At 36.6% G+C, this 16,567-nt stretch carries 18 protein-coding genes; 5 read left to right on the forward strand and 13 right to left on the reverse strand.

Translation table 11 applies throughout. The features are described 5' to 3' along the window. Positions 1-23: 23 nt before the first annotated feature. Complete coding sequence (gene coxB / locus FEU33_RS11380) at positions 24-1,109, reverse strand: cytochrome c oxidase subunit II (RefSeq protein ID WP_146549481.1); 1,086 nt, start codon at positions 1,107-1,109, stop codon at positions 24-26. Between the two features lie 94 nt (positions 1,110-1,203). Continuing rightward, positions 1,204-2,121: a heme o synthase gene (gene cyoE, locus FEU33_RS11385; protein ID WP_146549482.1), complete on the reverse strand. Its 918-nt coding sequence runs from the start codon at positions 2,119-2,121 to the stop codon at positions 1,204-1,206. 335 nt (positions 2,122-2,456) lie between these two features. Here cyoE and FEU33_RS11390 point away from each other — a divergent pair, with 335 nt between their 5' ends. Continuing rightward, positions 2,457-3,374 carry a COX15/CtaA family protein gene (locus FEU33_RS11390; RefSeq protein ID WP_146549483.1) on the forward strand — a complete coding sequence of 306 codons (918 nt, stop codon included), beginning with the start codon at positions 2,457-2,459 and terminating at the stop codon, positions 3,372-3,374. Positions 3,375-3,663: 289 nt separating this feature from the next. On the opposite strand, the gene pyc is transcribed toward FEU33_RS11390, so the two are convergent. The 3 genes from pyc to FEU33_RS11405 form a co-directional block, all read right to left on the reverse strand. Beyond that, the gene (gene pyc / locus FEU33_RS11395; RefSeq protein WP_146549484.1) at positions 3,664-7,095 is read right to left on the reverse strand and encodes a pyruvate carboxylase; all 3,432 of its coding nucleotides are present in this window, start codon (positions 7,093-7,095) and stop codon (positions 3,664-3,666) included. Positions 7,096-7,107: 12 nt separating this feature from the next. Further along, complete coding sequence (locus FEU33_RS11400) at positions 7,108-8,274, reverse strand: FtsW/RodA/SpoVE family cell cycle protein (protein WP_146549485.1); 1,167 nt, start codon at positions 8,272-8,274, stop codon at positions 7,108-7,110. Between the two features lie 62 nt (positions 8,275-8,336). Then, positions 8,337-8,618, reverse strand: coding sequence for an Fpa/YlaN family protein (locus tag FEU33_RS11405; protein ID WP_146549486.1), 282 nt, complete (start codon positions 8,616-8,618; stop codon positions 8,337-8,339). A gap of 185 nt (positions 8,619-8,803) precedes the next feature. Here FEU33_RS11405 and FEU33_RS11410 point away from each other — a divergent pair, with 185 nt between their 5' ends. Together FEU33_RS11410 and FEU33_RS11415 are read left to right on the forward strand one after the other, a co-directional pair. Then, positions 8,804-9,304 carry a peptidyl-prolyl cis-trans isomerase gene (locus FEU33_RS11410; protein ID WP_146549487.1) on the forward strand — a complete coding sequence of 167 codons (501 nt, stop codon included), beginning with the start codon at positions 8,804-8,806 and terminating at the stop codon, positions 9,302-9,304. Positions 9,305-9,317: 13 nt separating this feature from the next. Beyond that, the gene (locus FEU33_RS11415; protein WP_146549488.1) at positions 9,318-9,521 is read left to right on the forward strand and encodes a YlaI family protein; all 204 of its coding nucleotides are present in this window, start codon (positions 9,318-9,320) and stop codon (positions 9,519-9,521) included. Positions 9,522-9,806: 285 nt separating this feature from the next. Here the strand turns inward: FEU33_RS11415 and FEU33_RS11420 are convergent, their stop codons facing one another. Further along, positions 9,807-10,199: a YlaH-like family protein gene (locus FEU33_RS11420; protein WP_370467683.1), complete on the reverse strand. Its 393-nt coding sequence runs from the start codon at positions 10,197-10,199 to the stop codon at positions 9,807-9,809. 29 nt (positions 10,200-10,228) lie between these two features. After that, positions 10,229-12,070, reverse strand: a complete 1,842-nt coding sequence (gene typA, locus FEU33_RS11425; RefSeq protein WP_146549489.1) for a translational GTPase TypA — start codon at positions 12,068-12,070, stop codon at positions 10,229-10,231. A 177-nt stretch (positions 12,071-12,247) separates the two neighbouring features. On the opposite strand from typA, the gene FEU33_RS11430 reads away from it, so the two are divergent. After that, the gene (locus FEU33_RS11430; RefSeq protein WP_146549490.1) at positions 12,248-12,436 is read left to right on the forward strand and encodes a DUF5325 family protein; all 189 of its coding nucleotides are present in this window, start codon (positions 12,248-12,250) and stop codon (positions 12,434-12,436) included. A 159-nt stretch (positions 12,437-12,595) separates the two neighbouring features. On the opposite strand, the gene FEU33_RS11435 is transcribed toward FEU33_RS11430, so the two are convergent. Beyond that, positions 12,596-13,387, reverse strand: a complete 792-nt coding sequence (locus tag FEU33_RS11435) for an inositol monophosphatase family protein (RefSeq protein WP_146549980.1) — start codon at positions 13,385-13,387, stop codon at positions 12,596-12,598. 115 nt (positions 13,388-13,502) lie between these two features. Next, positions 13,503-13,700: a hypothetical protein gene (locus FEU33_RS11440; RefSeq protein WP_146549491.1), complete on the reverse strand. Its 198-nt coding sequence runs from the start codon at positions 13,698-13,700 to the stop codon at positions 13,503-13,505. Positions 13,701-13,864: 164 nt separating this feature from the next. Between FEU33_RS11440 and FEU33_RS11445 the strand changes: the two genes are divergently transcribed. After that, positions 13,865-14,491, forward strand: a complete 627-nt coding sequence (locus FEU33_RS11445; protein WP_146549492.1) for a YktB family protein — start codon at positions 13,865-13,867, stop codon at positions 14,489-14,491. A gap of 53 nt (positions 14,492-14,544) precedes the next feature. Here FEU33_RS11445 and FEU33_RS11450 read toward each other — a convergent pair whose 3' ends face one another. From FEU33_RS11450 to FEU33_RS18835, 4 genes are all read right to left on the reverse strand, one after another. Further along, positions 14,545-14,835, reverse strand: a complete 291-nt coding sequence (locus FEU33_RS11450) for a UPF0223 family protein (RefSeq protein ID WP_146549493.1) — start codon at positions 14,833-14,835, stop codon at positions 14,545-14,547. A 125-nt stretch (positions 14,836-14,960) separates the two neighbouring features. After that, on the reverse strand, positions 14,961-15,638 hold the full coding sequence (locus tag FEU33_RS11455; protein WP_146549494.1) for an LrgB family protein: 678 nt from the start codon (positions 15,636-15,638) through the stop codon (positions 14,961-14,963). Position 15,639: 1 nt separating this feature from the next. Then, positions 15,640-16,083 carry a CidA/LrgA family protein gene (locus tag FEU33_RS11460; RefSeq protein ID WP_186731388.1) on the reverse strand — a complete coding sequence of 148 codons (444 nt, stop codon included), beginning with the start codon at positions 16,081-16,083 and terminating at the stop codon, positions 15,640-15,642. A gap of 247 nt (positions 16,084-16,330) precedes the next feature. Then, the gene (locus FEU33_RS18835; RefSeq protein WP_186731389.1) at positions 16,331-16,486 is read right to left on the reverse strand and encodes a hypothetical protein; all 156 of its coding nucleotides are present in this window, start codon (positions 16,484-16,486) and stop codon (positions 16,331-16,333) included. Positions 16,487-16,567 lie beyond the last annotated feature (81 nt).

The raw sequence follows: 16,567 nt of genomic DNA on the forward strand, positions 1-16,567 counted from the left end.
AAATGTTTCAAATCAAATTTACTTTATTTTTCTACAGATAGACCCATTAAGTAAGCTGCTAATGCATCAAGCTCTTGATCTGTGAATTTTTTACCTTTATTAATTTTTTCAGGTTGAGGCATTGTATTACCTGGTTTAACGGATTGTGGATCATTTATCCATTTTTTGATATTTTCAGTATTGTGATCTAGCACGCCAGCAACGCGATTACGATCGCCAAATGTAGCAAGGTTAGGCGCTAATCCTGATCCTTTACCTACACCAGATGTAGCATGGCATGAAATACAGCTAGTTTTAAAAAGTTGTTCCCCTTGTTTTTCAAGGTCACCTGTAGCAACTTGTTTATCAGAAGCTTTCATTTCTTTAACCCAATTGTCAAAGTCTGATCTACTTAACGTTTTAACTTTAAAGTCCATCAATGCGTGTGAAGGACCACACAATTCAGCACATTTACCATAGAATACGCCGTCTTTAAGATCTTTTGATTCTTTGTCGAAAGTTAAGTAAAATTTATTAACATTGTCGACATTTGTGTCCATTTTACCGCCAATAGCAGGAATCCAGAATGAGTGTTTTACATCCCCAGCAGTTAAATTGAAGTATACTTTTTCACCTGTTGGCACTACCAATTCTTGAGATGTAACAATTCCTTCATTTTTGTATTCAAATTGCCACCAATATAATTTAGCAGTTACATTAACTGTAACAGGTTTTTCCTGTCCTTCAGCAACTTTTGCGTCCATCGCCTTTGTATCAGCGAATTTATAAGTAAGAGCAACTGTTGGTACAGCTAAAATTAGAAGTAGGACAATTGGAATAACCGTCCATAAAACTTCTAGTGCAGTACTACCTTCTACTTGTTTAGGGATCACGTCTTCCCCAACTTTTTTGCGTCGGAATTTGACAATTGCAAGTACATAGATAATTACTACTACCAAAATAACTAGCGTCATAATAGCAACCGCTAATAACATTAGGTTATGCTGTTCTTTACCAACTTCACCCGCTGGAGTTAAGGTTGATAAATAATTTTTACCACAACCAGAAAGGAAAACGATAAGTGCTGTTAGCAATGCAAATAGACGCCACTTTTTAAGCCCTTTCATCATAGCTTAATTAAACCCCTCTTTCTTTGTTGTATTTCATGTGTAACCAGGACTGTGGTTGTTCTATATGAATTCTTTAAAAGAAAGAATCCCCAAATTAGCTTAAGACGGAGAAAATAATCATTGAAACAAATAAAATAGTCATATAATTCAATGAATATATGAACATTCTGTTTGCCCATTTTAGATCGTCTTTCGCTTTAAAACCTTTCAATGCAAGCATGAGCCAACCAAGGTTCAATACAGTTGCAAGAATAATAAATCCTAATCCCAACTTCGTTAATAAAAATGGAAGTGGGCACAACAGCACTACCCAAAATAGCATAGACTTTTTCGTTCTGTCAAAACCTTTTACAACAGGTAACATCGGGATACCTGCTTTACGGTATTCTTTTGTTCGCTTCATCGCAAGCGCATAAAAATGCGGAGGTTGCCAAGCAAACATAATACAAAATAATGCTAAAGGTTCAACACCTAGAGAAGGATCGACAGCAGCCCAACCAATAAGTGGAGGAATTGCACCGGAGATACTCCCTACAATTGTGTTACTTACATATTTTCTCTTTGACCACATTGAATACAAGACTACATAGCTTATAATTCCCGCAAGTCCCCAAACACCGGCAGCAAATGATGCCATAAATAACAAAATTTCACCCACAAATAAAAGGAGGAGGGCAACTGTCATGACAAACCGAGGCGAAAATCTACCAGTAACTGTTGGTCTTGACTTTGTACGCAACATGACAGGATCAATATCTTGATCAATATAATTATTCATCGCTCCTGATCCAGCAATAATAAACATTGCACCTACAAGGGCATAGAACATTGTATCTAAATCCTGTAAAAAATGCCTACCTGTAAATTGATATGCTAACCAAAGTCCCGTAAAAGTAGTCACTAAATTTGAATTAACAATTCCAATTTTAATAAGTGCTAAGAAATCTTTTACGAAAGAAGTTGCTTGTGGTCCATTATCTCTACTGGCAGATAATACCCGACTATTAGACATTATACCCCTCCTTTCAATTTGATAAGCATAATCTGTTACCCTTACTATAACTAAAAACTATGATTATTTCTAGACGAAATATGAAATAAATATGAAATTTTGGGTTCACAACTATAGGGAACTTCTAACCTCTAATACAACATATATATAGTAAATCATTTTTTCTGTCGAATTGTGAAGGTTATAATACGAAATTATGAACAATTTGTGAAATGGTTTTCACGCACGAACATCCATACTTATTACAAGTTGTTTTTTCGCTCTATTTTCGATATCATCAAAACTGCAGGTATCACAAAAAGTGATTACTATATTCAAAGTAGGTGCAATTATTTATGCAACAAAGTAAATACATGAAATGGTTTGCTGTTGCTGCAACAATTGGAATGGTGCTCATTTTATTGGGTGGGGCACTCGTCACAAAAACTGATAGCGGTATGGGCTGTGGTAGAAATTGGCCTGATTGTAACGGTTCTTTAATACCAAAACATATTACTCCTGAAGTATTTATAGAGTTTTCTCATCGTGTGGTGACTGGCTCTGTATCTATTTTAATCTTAATCTTGTCAGTTTGGTCTTGGAGAAAACTTGGGGCTGTCCGTGAAGTGAAATTTCTTTCCTTTATGGCATTATTCTTCTTAGTAGCTCAAGCACTAATAGGTGCTGCACAAGTTTTATGGGGACAAGGCGACTTCATCTTAGCACTGCATTTTGGTATTTCTCTAATTTCTTTTGCAGCAGTATTTTTACTAACTTTAATTATTTTTGAGGTTGACCAGAAATTTAATGCAAACAATGTACATATTGGTCGTACATTAAAATGGCATACAATTGGTGTTACGATATACTCCTATCTCGTAGTATATACAGGAGCACTTGTACGTCATACAAATTCAAGCTTAATTTGTCGAGATTGGCCGTTTTGTAGAAATGATGATATAGGACTGCCGGAGAATTTTTATGAATGGGTGCAAATGGGTCATAGATTTGCTGCTGGTATCATCTTCATTTGGATATTGATCATCACAATCCATGTAATCAAACATTACAAATCCCAAAAAGTCCTTTATTGGGGATGGATTATAGCACTAATAATTGTTTCGCTACAAGTAATAGCAGGTATGGGCATCGTTTTGTTACGCTTAAATATTGTTGTTGCCTTGCTGCACACTTTCTTTATATCATTACTATTTGGTCTGCTATGTTATATGATTATGCTCATTTCTAGAAGCGATCAGAATCAAAAAAAATAGGAAGTGAACCAAATAACTTAAAGACAATCCCAACAAAAGTAAAAATAGTATGCGTGGAAATGATCCAAGCATACTATTTTTTATATACCAGATAAAGTGAAGCTCCATCAATGGGGGTTTTCTTCATCCCCCACTGATGGTTAGCTAAACCAATCGGACTTTTACGGGCAGTTCATCCCCCATCTTTCTCTCTATATCTTGAGATGGGGGTCTTACTGCCCGTTAAAGCGGGATAAAAACTCATGTGAATTTCTATAGAAAAAAGCAAGAAATCGTCCCAGTTTTTCATTTATTCCATTTCAATCAATAAATCCCCTGTTGAAATAGCATCTCCTGATTCAACAAATATTTTTTTAATGACGCCATCTTTTGGAGCCTGCACAGTTGTTTCCATTTTCATCGCTTCCGTGATTAATAGATGTTCCCCTCGTTTGACTGGGCTTCCCGGTGAAATAACTACTTTCAATACAGTACCCGGCATTGTTGCACCAATCTGATTGGCATTCGATGGATCCGCTTTTGGTTTACGTTCCCCAGCCACTTCAACTGTCATGTCTTGGATCACAATTTCACGAGGTTGTCCATTTAATTCAAAATAAAGGACGCGTGTACCATCATGCTGTGGTTCCCCAATCGATACTAATTTAATGATCAGCGTTTTTCCTTTTTCAATTTCAACTTCGATTTCTTCACCAAGTCTTAACCCATATAAGAAAGTAAGCGTATCCAAAACTGACACATTATCGAATTTTTTGATGGTTTCCATATACTCTTCAAAAACTTTTGGATATAAAGCGTATGCCAAAATTTCATGGCTCGTAATCGGCCTATTATATTTGTTAAACAATTGATCTCGAATCGCTTTTATATCTATCGGCTCTAATAATTCGCCAGGTCTTACTGTAATCGGCTTACGACCTTTTAACACGACTTTTTGCAATTCTTTAGGAAAACCACCATATGGTTGTCCCAAGTAGCCCTGGAAGAATTCAATCACAGAGTCTGGAAAGTCAATCGTTTTTCCACGTTCTAATACAGATTCTTCATCCAAATCATTTTGGACCATAAACAATGCCATGTCCCCTACAACTTTTGATGATGGTGTTACTTTGACGATATCACCAAACAATAGATTCACTCGTGAATACATCTTTTTGACTTCTTCCCAACGGTCTCCTAGCCCAACGCCTTTTGCCTGTTGTTGCAAATTGCTGTATTGACCACCCGGCATCTCATGAACATAAATTTCTGAATGTGGACTTATCATGCCGCTTTCGAAATCTTTATAATATTTTCGAACATCCTCCCAATAATAGGACAACTTTTCTAACCCTTCAATATTCGCTCGAACCTGACGCTTGTTCCCTTTCATAGCATAGTACAAACTATTTGAACTTGGTTGAGAGGTTAAGCCAGCCATTGAGCCTAATGCTGTATCAACAATATCTACTCCCGCTTCTGCTGCCTTTGCATATAAGTAAATACCATTGCCACTCGTATCATGTGAATGTAAATGAATCGGTAAATCTACAGATTCTTTTAATTCGGATATCAATCGATAGGCTGCTTCTGGTTTTAGTAAGCCGGCCATATCTTTTATGGCAAGAATATGGGCTCCAGCTGCTTCTAATTCCTTCGCCATATCTTTATAGTACTTTACAGTATACTTTGCTCTACTATCATCTAGAATATCTCCTGTATAGCAAATAGCCGCTTCTGCTATCTTTCCAGCGTTTCTTGTAGCATCGATGGCTACCTCCATCCCTTTGATCCAGTTTAAACTATCGAAAATTCGGAAGACATCGATCCCTGCATCTGCAGATTTTTGAATAAACTCTCTAATCAGATTATCTGGGTAGTTTTTATAACCTACTGCATTTGCTCCTCGTAATAACATCTGGAACAATACATTTGGAATTTGTTCACGCAGTTTAAGTAATCGTTCCCATGGATTTTCTTTTAAAAAGCGATAGGCAACATCAAACGTTGCACCTCCCCACATTTCAAGAGAAAAGTAATTACTCATAATACGAGCTGTATCATCAGCGATGTCATGCATATCATATGAACGGACACGTGTAGCAAGTAATGATTGATGTGCATCGCGCATGGTTGTATCCGTTAACAATAGATCATCTTGTGCTCGAATCCATTTCACTAAACCTTCAGGACCTTCTTTATCCAAAATCTGTTTTGTCCCAAAAGGAATGGCTTGAGAACGATCGATTTGCGGTTTATGTGACTTCGGATAGATCGGTTTTTGTTTCTTTTCAATCCCCGGAAAACCATTTATCGTCACATTACCGATATAACTAAGTAATTTTGTCCCTCGGTCACGCACTGGTTTAAATAAAAACAACTCCGGTGTAGAATCTATAAAACTCGTATCAAATTGACCATCTAAAAACTTTGGATGCTTTACCACATTCTCTAAGAACGGGATGTTTGTTTTGATGCCACGAATGCGGAATTCTTGTAGATTTCGATCCATTTTGGCTGCTGCTTCTTTAAATGTGTTTCCCCAAGTCGAAACTTTCACCAACAATGAATCATAATGTGGGGAAATAACTGCACCTTGGAAACCGTTCCCTGCATCCAAACGAACACCGAACCCTCCACTTGAACGATATACCGTTAGTTTTCCTGTGTCGGGCATGAAATGATTTTGTGGATCTTCCGTTGTCACACGTGATTGAATAGCAAATCCAAATAACGGTATTTTGGATTGCTCAGGAATATTAATGGTATCATCATGTAATGTATGACCATTGGCAATATTGATTTGTGCATGGACAATATCAATTCCTGTCACCATTTCCGTAATCGTATGTTCTACCTGAACACGAGGATTGACTTCGATAAAATAAAAATGATCATCAGATACTAGAAATTCAACAGTACCTGCATTGATGTATCCAACATTCTTCATCAATTGAACGGCCGCATTACAAATTCTTTTCCGTAAATCTCGGGAGATCGAATTAGATGGAGCGATTTCTACGACCTTTTGATGTCTCCGTTGAATAGAGCAATCACGTTCGTATAGATGAACGAGATTCCCTTCTTTATCTCCAAGTATTTGAACTTCTATATGTTTTGGGTAAAGAATGCATTTTTCAACATAAACTTCATCTGATCCAAAAGCCGCCTTTGCCTCTGATTTTGCACGTTCATATGCTTCCTGCGCTTCTTCTGCATTATGTATAACGCGCATTCCTCGACCACCACCGCCAAGAGCAGCTTTAATCATCAATGGATATTGATGTTTGTCACCAAATGCTAAAACCTCTTGCAGAGACTCTACAGGGCCATCTGTACCTGGAATAACTGGTATTCCAGCTAAAACCGCTTGTTCTCTTGCTTTTACTTTATCCCCAAACATATCTAAATGTTTGGAAGTTGGACCGATGAAAATAATCCCTTCCTCTTCACATCGTTTTGCAAACTCTAAATTTTCCGCTAAAAAACCATAGCCTGGGTGTATAGCATCTACACCTGACTTTTTGGCGATTTCTAAAATCCCTTCAATGTCAAGATAAGCATCAATCGGCTTCTTGCCATCCCCGACAAGATAAGCCTCATCTGCTTTATAACGATGAAACGAACCGCTATCCTCTCTTGAATAGATTGCCACTGTGTGAATGTTCATTTCTGTACAAGCACGAAAAACACGAATCGCTATTTCGCCACGATTGGCAACTAGAATTTTATGAATCGGCATATAAAATCCCCCTTATTGATGATTATCTTTTTTTACAATCATGGAGATATTTGATAATATCCCCATAGCTAAAGATAACAAAATTATCGAGGTTCCGCCATAACTAATAAACGGAAGTGGTACACCAGTTAATGGTATAAGTCCGCTAAGTCCTCCTACATTAACAAAAGTTTGAATACCAATCCAGCTACCAATACCTGCAGCGATCATGCGAGCCAAAGGATCTTTCGCCTTTATCGCAATACGCATTGCTTTATAAACAATAAATCCTAATCCAAATAACACTATAGCAATCCCAAAAGTTCCTAATTCTTCAGAAATGATTGCTAATATAAAGTCTGTTTGAGGTTCTGGTAAATAGCCCATCTTCTGTATTGATTGTCCCAATCCTAGACCTTTCACACCGCCTGATCCGATAGCATAATAACTATTGACCATTTGATAGCCGAATTGATCTGCATCTTTAAATGGATCAAGGTACGCTTTTAATCTTCCTACTCGTCGTTCTGTAAAAAACGAATCTTTGAAAATAAAGAGCACTAAAAGCCCCATAACCCCCAAGCCTATTAAACAACCCATGATTTTACTAAATGTGGAGAATTTCATGCCACTGGCCGCCATCACTGATAAAACAATAATTGTTATTAAACCAATAGCCCCTAAATCTGGTTCTAAAGCAATCAAAAACAAAGCAATCATTAAAATAAATAAAGGAGGAACAATCGATTCATTGATCAAATCCAGCTTTCCTGTTTCTCTCTTTTTCGCAAAAAAGGCTGCGAAATATAAAATCATTCCTAGTTTTGTCAATTCTGAAGGCTGCAAATTAGCAAAACCAAAATTGAGCCAACTTTTAGCACCTGAATTTCCCGGACTATATCCAAATAAAAAAACAGAGATTAGCAAACCAAGCATCATTGCAATAATGAATACCATCATACCTCGGTCACGATATCGTTTATAAGGAATAATCGCGCCCACTAAAAATGCAACTGCGGCAAGTATTAAATTCATCAGTTGTTTTTTATAAAAAAAGTCAGGTGGGTAATGTAATGTATTTACAGCCCAAAACATACTCGCACTATAAATCATCACCAAACCAAACAAACACAGTAATACGTATGTAAAAAATAACGGATAGTCAAAATATTTCGCATATTGTTTTAAATATGTTTTCATGTTTCTCCCTCATTCATTCTTTAGCAAAAAAACCCAAACAACTTTGTGTTTGAGTTTTTTGCTTACTTCTTTGTGTATGCATCATGCAACGCAGACAACTCTTTTTCCAGTGAATCAAGGATTTTTCTTCCCTTTTCACGTTCAAGCAAACCTAGTTTAACCGCAAAATCAATTTCGCGTGATAAACCAAACATTTGCGTATCTAATACTTCTTCATACAATGGGCATTGCGGCATTGTAAGATGATCCATTTGTACCCTTATTAATTTTGCTATTTTATCCGCATCGGCAATTAGGAGTTCCAATGCTTTCTCCTGATACGAACTTTGTGATTTTGTATCCATGAGGACGCCCCCATTACCTGATATTTCTTCAATTCTATCTTATCTATCTTAATAAAGTTTAGCTTTTGCAAAAGAAAATTGCAAGTATCTATATTTCAAATTAAGAATCATCGTATTAATTCTTTCTATCTGCCTGCAAAAAGCGTTATACTTAGATGAAGTGCAAATCGGAGGAGGAAGAACTTATGGAATCCATCATTCAAATTAAAGGTGCAGTAAACTTTCCAATAACATTGGATTCTTCTGTTTGGATTTTTGATGATCGTAAACTAGACTTAGAAACTTATTTTGTCGAAAAACCAAAAGAAATAGATCCAGATGAAGAATATATCGAAAAGGCAGGAAAGTTCTGGTCCCGCGAAATTATGGAAGGTGCAACTTTCCCGCCAACCTTAAAAACCGAACGTAAATTTGATCGCAAAAAAATGATGAATGGTACCTTTGGCATCAAAATTGCCCCCTTTATCGTCAATGCAGAACCAGCAGCCGATGCTACGACTGTCGTATTTGAAACAGCTGATGGATCGCAACATCGTTTTAAAATAGACGAAGCCCAAAAACTTATTTTCCAATTCAGTAAAGAAGGGAAAATGCTGACAGAAGATGGTCCTGTCTATTTATTACTAGAAGACGGTTCCAACTTTGAAAATCCTATAAAAGGAATCGTTGGCATACAAGTAGAATAAGGGGGAAATTACTATGCGAGTAAAGTGTGTTATCTGTGATAGTCTGAATGAAATTCCAGACTTTTCACCAATGGCTAAAAAGCTGCGTAATCGTCCTATTCACACTTATATGTGCCCTGCCTGTCACGATCGTATTACTGAAAAGACAATTGCAAGACTGGCAACTGGTAAATTTCGTTTTATTCGAAATGCTGTTCAAGAAGAGGAAGAATTCTAAAATTTAGAAACTATCTCGTAAAAGAAACAGAGCCCGTTGCCACATCCTGTGGTAACAGCTCTGTGACCTAACCTGCTGTCCTCGAGGAGACACAAGCCATGCCCGTGGAAAATGCGGCTGAAATGGAAATCAACTAACCCTATTTCCTAAACAATTCAATTTATTTTAATTAAAAAAACTGTAGACAAACTCGAAATTTCAAGTTTATCTACAGGCTGAAAGTCCGGATGCTGTTCTAACATCCGGACTTTTTATATGACAGGCTACTTGATAGAAATGATTTTCTTATGAAGTAGTCCCTTTTTTCTTATCTCTACGCAAACGTACTTTGTAGACGATTAGCACTAAGGCTGCAACTATCAATCCCTCTACCATTGGCAAGAAGAATGCTAGAAAGGTTAATATTATACATCCTAAAAACAAGAACACATAAATAACAGCTGTTTGCCATGGTTTAAGTGAGGATCTTGCAAATCCAAGATGGTACACAATTGCAGTCAATACAAAGATAACCGCTAATAGAATATAACCTGCCGTCTTATAATTCGGTGAATTCTCATAAATATAGCGAGCAACACCGGACATACGATTAAATACTTGAGCGTGACCATCTGTAGAAGTAGATGTAGCGACTTGCATAAAATTCAGTTTTAATAGGAAACCGGATTTAAACAAGATTAACCTCCTCCCCGTCTAGTGAAAATATATTATTCAGCACTACGTTTCTTTTTAGCAGTTTTTTCACGTTCGTTTTTGTTAAGAATTTGTTTACGAAGACGAATAGATTCTGGTGTAACTTCTAGATATTCATCATCATCTAAAAATTCTAGTGCTTCTTCTAATGTTAAGATTTTTGGTGTTTTAATAACGTTTGTTTGGTCTTTTGTTGCTGAACGGACATTTGTTTTTTGTTTCATTTTTGTAATATTAACTGTAATATCATTGTCTCGAGAATTTTGACCAACGATCATTCCCTCATAGATTTCTGTACCTGGTTCAACAAATAATACACCACGGTCTTCTACTTGCATCATACCATAAGTTGTTGATTTACCTGTTTCCATAGAAACAAGTGCACCATTTCGACGACCACCTACACGACCTGATGCAATAGGTTGATAAGAATCAAATGTATGATTAATAATACCAAACCCTTTGGTTAATGACATAAATTCAGTTGTATATCCGATCAAGCCACGAGCTGGTACCATGAAGATTAAACGAACTTGTCCGTTCCCTTCATTGATCATATCTTGCATTTCACCTTTACGATCTCCCAACGACTCAATGATAGAACCAACCGAGTCTTCTGGCACATCAATTTGGACGCGTTCAACCGGTTCACATTTTACACCATCAATTTCCTTAATAATAACTTTCGGTTTGGATACTTGTAATTCATAGCCTTCACGACGCATATTTTCAACAAGGATTGATAAGTGCAATTCACCACGCCCTGATACTGTCCATGCATCAGGAGAATCGGTTGGTTCGACACGTAAAGATACATCAGTTTGTAATTGCTCATTTAAACGTTCTTCGATTTTACGAGCAGTTACCCATTTTCCTTCACGACCAGCAAATGGCGAGTTATTTACTAAAAATGTCATTTGTAATGTTGGTTCATCGATATGCATTGGAGGTAGTGGTTCCAAATGATCTTGTGGACAAACAGTTTCTCCAACGTTGATTTCTTCCATACCAGAAACTGCGATTAAATCACCTGCATATGCTTCTTGGATTTCCTCACGTTTTAAACCAAAGAAACCAAAGATTTTCGTTACACGGAAGTTTTTCACTGAGCCATCTAATTTTGCTAAAGATACAGATTGCCCTACATGGATGGTTCCACGGAATACACGACCAATACCGATACGTCCTACGAAATCGTTATAATCAAGTAAAGCCACTTGGAATTGTAGTGGTTCCTCTCTAGTATCCACTGGTGCTGGGATATGACGAATAATTTCTTCAAATAAGCATTTCATTGAAGGTTCTTGTTTTGTTGGATCTGGATCTAAAGAAGCTGTTCCATTGACACCTGAAGCATAAACAACAGGGAATTCTAGTTGGTCTTCATCCGCACCTAATTCGATTAATAAGTCTAGCACTTCATCGACAACTTCTTCTGGACGTGCTGAATCTTTATCGACTTTATTGACAACTACAATTGGTGTTAGTTTTTGTTCTAATGCTTTTTTCAGTACGAAACGAGTTTGAGGCATACAACCTTCATAAGCATCTACTACAAGTAATACGCCATCAACCATTTTTAAGATACGTTCTACTTCACCACCGAAATCGGCATGTCCTGGTGTATCTAAAATGTTGATTTTCGTATCGCCATAGTGAACTGCTGTATTTTTCGCTAAAATTGTAATACCACGTTCACGTTCAATATCATTAGAGTCCATTGCACGTTCTTCCACATGTTCGTTTGAACGGAATGTACCTGATTGTTTTAATAATTGATCGACCAAAGTTGTTTTACCATGGTCGACGTGGGCAATAATTGCTATATTTCTGAGATCTTCTCTTAGTTTTGTCATTGTTCCACTCCACATTCTTTTTTCAAGTCCATAACTTTGTTATTATAGCATAAAAAGAAAAAATTGTCTTACTTCACTTTATTTTTTCAAAATTTTTATCGATTCCATATGAAATCCTTGCTAAACTGATGATTTCGTTCAACAATAGAATCATAATATATTTTTTGGAGGCTTATAATGAATAATAAAGCAAAAATCGTCATGGCTATCTTTGCTCTAGCAGGTATTTTAGCTATGTGTTCCATCGGTTGGGCTATAGCTGTGGGTAGCGTTTCTGGAATTATCGGAGGAATCGTTGCAGTATTTGTCGTTTTTGGCTTAGCATTTAAAACCAAACGCCAATTTCGTGACAAAGGGTTATTATAAAGTGAAGCTTCCATTGGTGGGGATTTTCTTCGTCCCCACACTGTATATAAGTTGAAATAATTAGGATTTTACAGACAGGCGCAGACCTCCACTAATCTCTTGCTTTTACAGGGATTTACAGTGGGGGTCTTCCTGCTTACTAAGGTGAAATAGAATTTTCTATTTTAACTTTATATAATTCTCAATGATTTCCTGATGAATCCCAGGATTCGCAACGATAAAGGTATCCTGATTTGATAGATTAATTGATTCGTTTTTGAGGCTGCTAGTAATCGCGCCTACTTCTTTCGCAATGATGGCCCCACCCGCAATATCCCATGGAGATAATCTTAATGATATATATGCATCCATTCTTCCACACGCAACAGATGCTATTTCTAAAGAGGCGGACCCATAAGATCTTGTCCCCCGAATCCTTCGTATAAGATCTGTCATAGGCTCATGCTCAATCTTCTTATTAGGAGTTACCCAAATAGCATTCATTCCTATGATCGATTTTTCTAAAGAAATAGGTTTGAGCGGCTTTAATGGTACTTCATTCATAAAAGCACCCTGTCCATCTATCCCATAATATAACTGGTTTCTCATCACGTCATACACATAGCCAAGCTTTCCGATTCCGTCGACATAAACACCGATTGAAATAGCAAAGTTCCTGTGCTGGCGTATAAAATTCATGGTTCCATCTATCGGATCAACTATCCATACGACACCATCTAACGAATCAATTTTTTCCCCCATGCCCTCTTCCCCCAAAATTTTAAAGGAGGCATCAAATTCTTTAATCTTTTTTATGAAAAATAGTTCTGTTTCTCGATCTATATTGGTGACCAAATCATTGGCATCAGCCTTTGTTTCAATTTTCCACTTTTCAGAAAATGAATGACGGATACGTTCCCCTGCTTCCATAATGATCGATTTTGCAAATGGATGAACTTCAGCGATCCCCATTTTTTTCACACCTTTCCACCCAAAAAAGTCATCTTTGTTTTTTTCATTATAACAAAAAAAACACCTGCTTCTCATAATGATAAGCAAGTGTCACTGCAAATTTTTTGCACTTTTTCTAGGCGAACGCATGGAATGCCTCCAGTTCCGTATGAATTTCAGCCAACCTCGCCTTACTTTGAGCAATTTGTTCCGTATCATTCAATTGCATCGCGTCATATAGTGTGGCTAATTCATAATCCACTTCTAATTGAAGACCCTTGATGTATTGTTTTTCAAAATCCACTTTACGAATAATATGAACGACTTGTTTCATGTTGATCAGCTCCTTTAATTTGAGGTTATTACGGTTGAAAAATAAATTTTTTCTAACCATTTTCTACATTATATTCATTTTGCAATAAATAGTAAGTCCTTCTACAAGATTTTTTTCCACTTTTCAAATAAAATAAACATAAAGTTAAAAAAGGAGAGAAAAAAGTGACTGTAAAATGGACTAAAAAAGACTTTGATGTCTTTACAATACCAGGACTTGAACAACGTATGTCATCACTTATCGAGAACGTACGTCCTAAATTTGAAGAGTTAGGAACAACTTTTAGTACATACTTTTCAACTAAAATAGGCGATGAATTTTTCCCACATGTCGCCAAACACGCTAGACGAAAAGTAAATCCCCCTATTGATAGTTGGGTAGCGTTTGCCCCCAGTAAAAGAGGCTACAAAGCACTCCCTCACTTCGAAATTGGTCTTTTTCAATCGCATATTTTTATCATTCTATGCGCTATTTACGAAGCACCTTCCAAACAAAAAATAGCGGTAAATTTACTGGAAAATCTAGATCTCTTCAATGAACTTCCAGAAAACTTCTATATTTCTGGAGACCATTTTGATCCAACTGGCATATCTCTAGGTGAAGCAATTCATAATGGTTCACTTGAAAAACTTTTGACTCGCTTACGTGATGTTAAAAAAGGCGAGTTCTTAATTGGCTTGCAAATTCCTAAAGAAAAGGCAGTGAAATTATCCTCTGAAGAATTTGCCAAACAAGTAGAAGATACATTTAATGCATTGTTACCTATTTACAATACTATGGTAAATAAATAGTGGAAAAGCAATCGGCTGTTTCTCGTATTCTGAGTAAACCGATTGCTTTTTAATTATCTTCTACGTTTGCCTGTTGTTCCTTTAATAATTGTACCATTTTGACTCAATTTTGTCTGCTTAACGATTTCATAGCTACCATAACCACTTTCATCTTCAAATTCTCGGAAAATAGTTTTTTCTTCTGCCATAGATGGAACAATCTCTTTAAAACGGCGATATTTTGATAATACTTCTTCTCGCTTTATGCCTTGTTCATATGCCTTTTCAATTGTCTGAAAAAATGCAATAACATCCACGATTTCTTCTGTAGACCAATCGATCGAAAATGGATATGAGTATTCCATACGCTGTCCCACCTTTAGCTCGATATTAAGTAAAGAGATGTACAGTATTATTGTAAACTGTATCGGGAATATACTGCAACTTTTCTTTCCTGAGAATAGTATATTCCCTGGGAAATGACTTTATTCTAAAAAAATATTATGACTGCTATAGGTATTAAAATTGCCCCTAATAGTGCTGTTAATGTCATGGAAACAGATCCCATGGATACTGTTTTCTCCCCATATTCTGTAAGTTTTCCTACACCGATGCCATGAGCACTGCTCCCCATTGCGACTCCCTTAGCAATAGGTGTATCGATTTTGCAAATCTTATAGAGAAGCGGTCCAACTATTGCACCGATGATTCCCGTAATGATCACAAATACTGCAGCCAATGTTGGATTACCATCTATCACTTTACTAATCTGCATAGCAACAGGTGACGTGATTGACTTTGGAATAAGTGTTCTCAAATACTCATTTTTAAAATGAAACAAGCCTGCAAGTGCCACTGCACTACCAGTCCCAACTATTAAAGCTACTACAATCCCTGTTAAAATCGCTTTATAGTTTTTGATGATCAGCTTTCTTTGTCTATATAAAGGCAAGGCTAGACTAACTACTGCTGGACCAAGCAAACGGTTAATCCACTGTCCACCAACCATATAAGTTTCGTATGGAATATGAAATAATAATAATACACCAATGATAATAATGGCACTTGTAAATACAGGAAAAAATATGGGATGATAAAAGCGTGCATACATTTTCTTCATAAGAAAAAATACAATGACCGTTGCAACACAAATAGTTATTGCTAACATTTTATGCCTCCCCTTTTTGCTGTATTCTTTCTAAACCTGTTTCGACAATTGGCTCCAACTGATTTTCAGATGGTTTCTCTAAATATTTTTCTACAGCTTGTGTTGCTTTCCCTGAAATTACAATGGACAAAATCGTAGTTACGAAAATAACACCAAAAATCAGCAATCCTTGCCAAGATATTAACTCAGGGTAATCTACAATACCAACTGTTACGGGGATAAAAAACAATGTCATGTTCGTAAGTAATGTATCCGCCCCATTCGCAATCCAATTTTCGGGAATAATCTTCGTTATAAGTAAGATCAACAAAATGATCAATCCAACGATACTTCCAGGAAATTTAATATGTAATAACGTCATGATCCAATTTCCGCATTCAGATAGCAAATATAAGATTGCAACCTGCCCCAAGACTTTCAAACACAGCAGTCCTTTCTGTTGCATAACAAAACCCACCCTTTCCATCTAATATAGTACAATTTATCAAAATTTTCTAAATTTGTCTAGACTCCTTTTTACAAGAAAAAGATTTTATCTAGAAAAACATCAGCTTTTAATAGCAAAAATCAACTAATTCTACACTGTATCATATCAATTATGTACTTTGCTATTGTCAATAGTTTGTTGCACTATATATGATATTTTATCCTGCATGAATAAGTCGCAAACTTCCAAGCAAGCCAACAGGATATCAATAAAGTGAAACTCCATCAGGAGGGTTTTCTTCATCCCCCACTGAAATAGAAGAACTCAGGCTAAAAGCGCCACGTCCTGTGGCAACACCTGAGGGACCAACATCTTGTTGGACCGAACCAATCGGACTTTTACGGGCAGTTTGATCCCCCATCTATCTTTCTCATTTCTCTCTAAATCTTGAGATGAGGATCTTTACTGCCCGTTAAAGTGGGATAAATATTCATGAGTGATT

The organism is Rummeliibacillus suwonensis (assembly GCF_007896435.1).
Taxonomy (GTDB): Bacteria; Bacillota; Bacilli; order Bacillales_A; family Planococcaceae; genus Rummeliibacillus; species Rummeliibacillus suwonensis.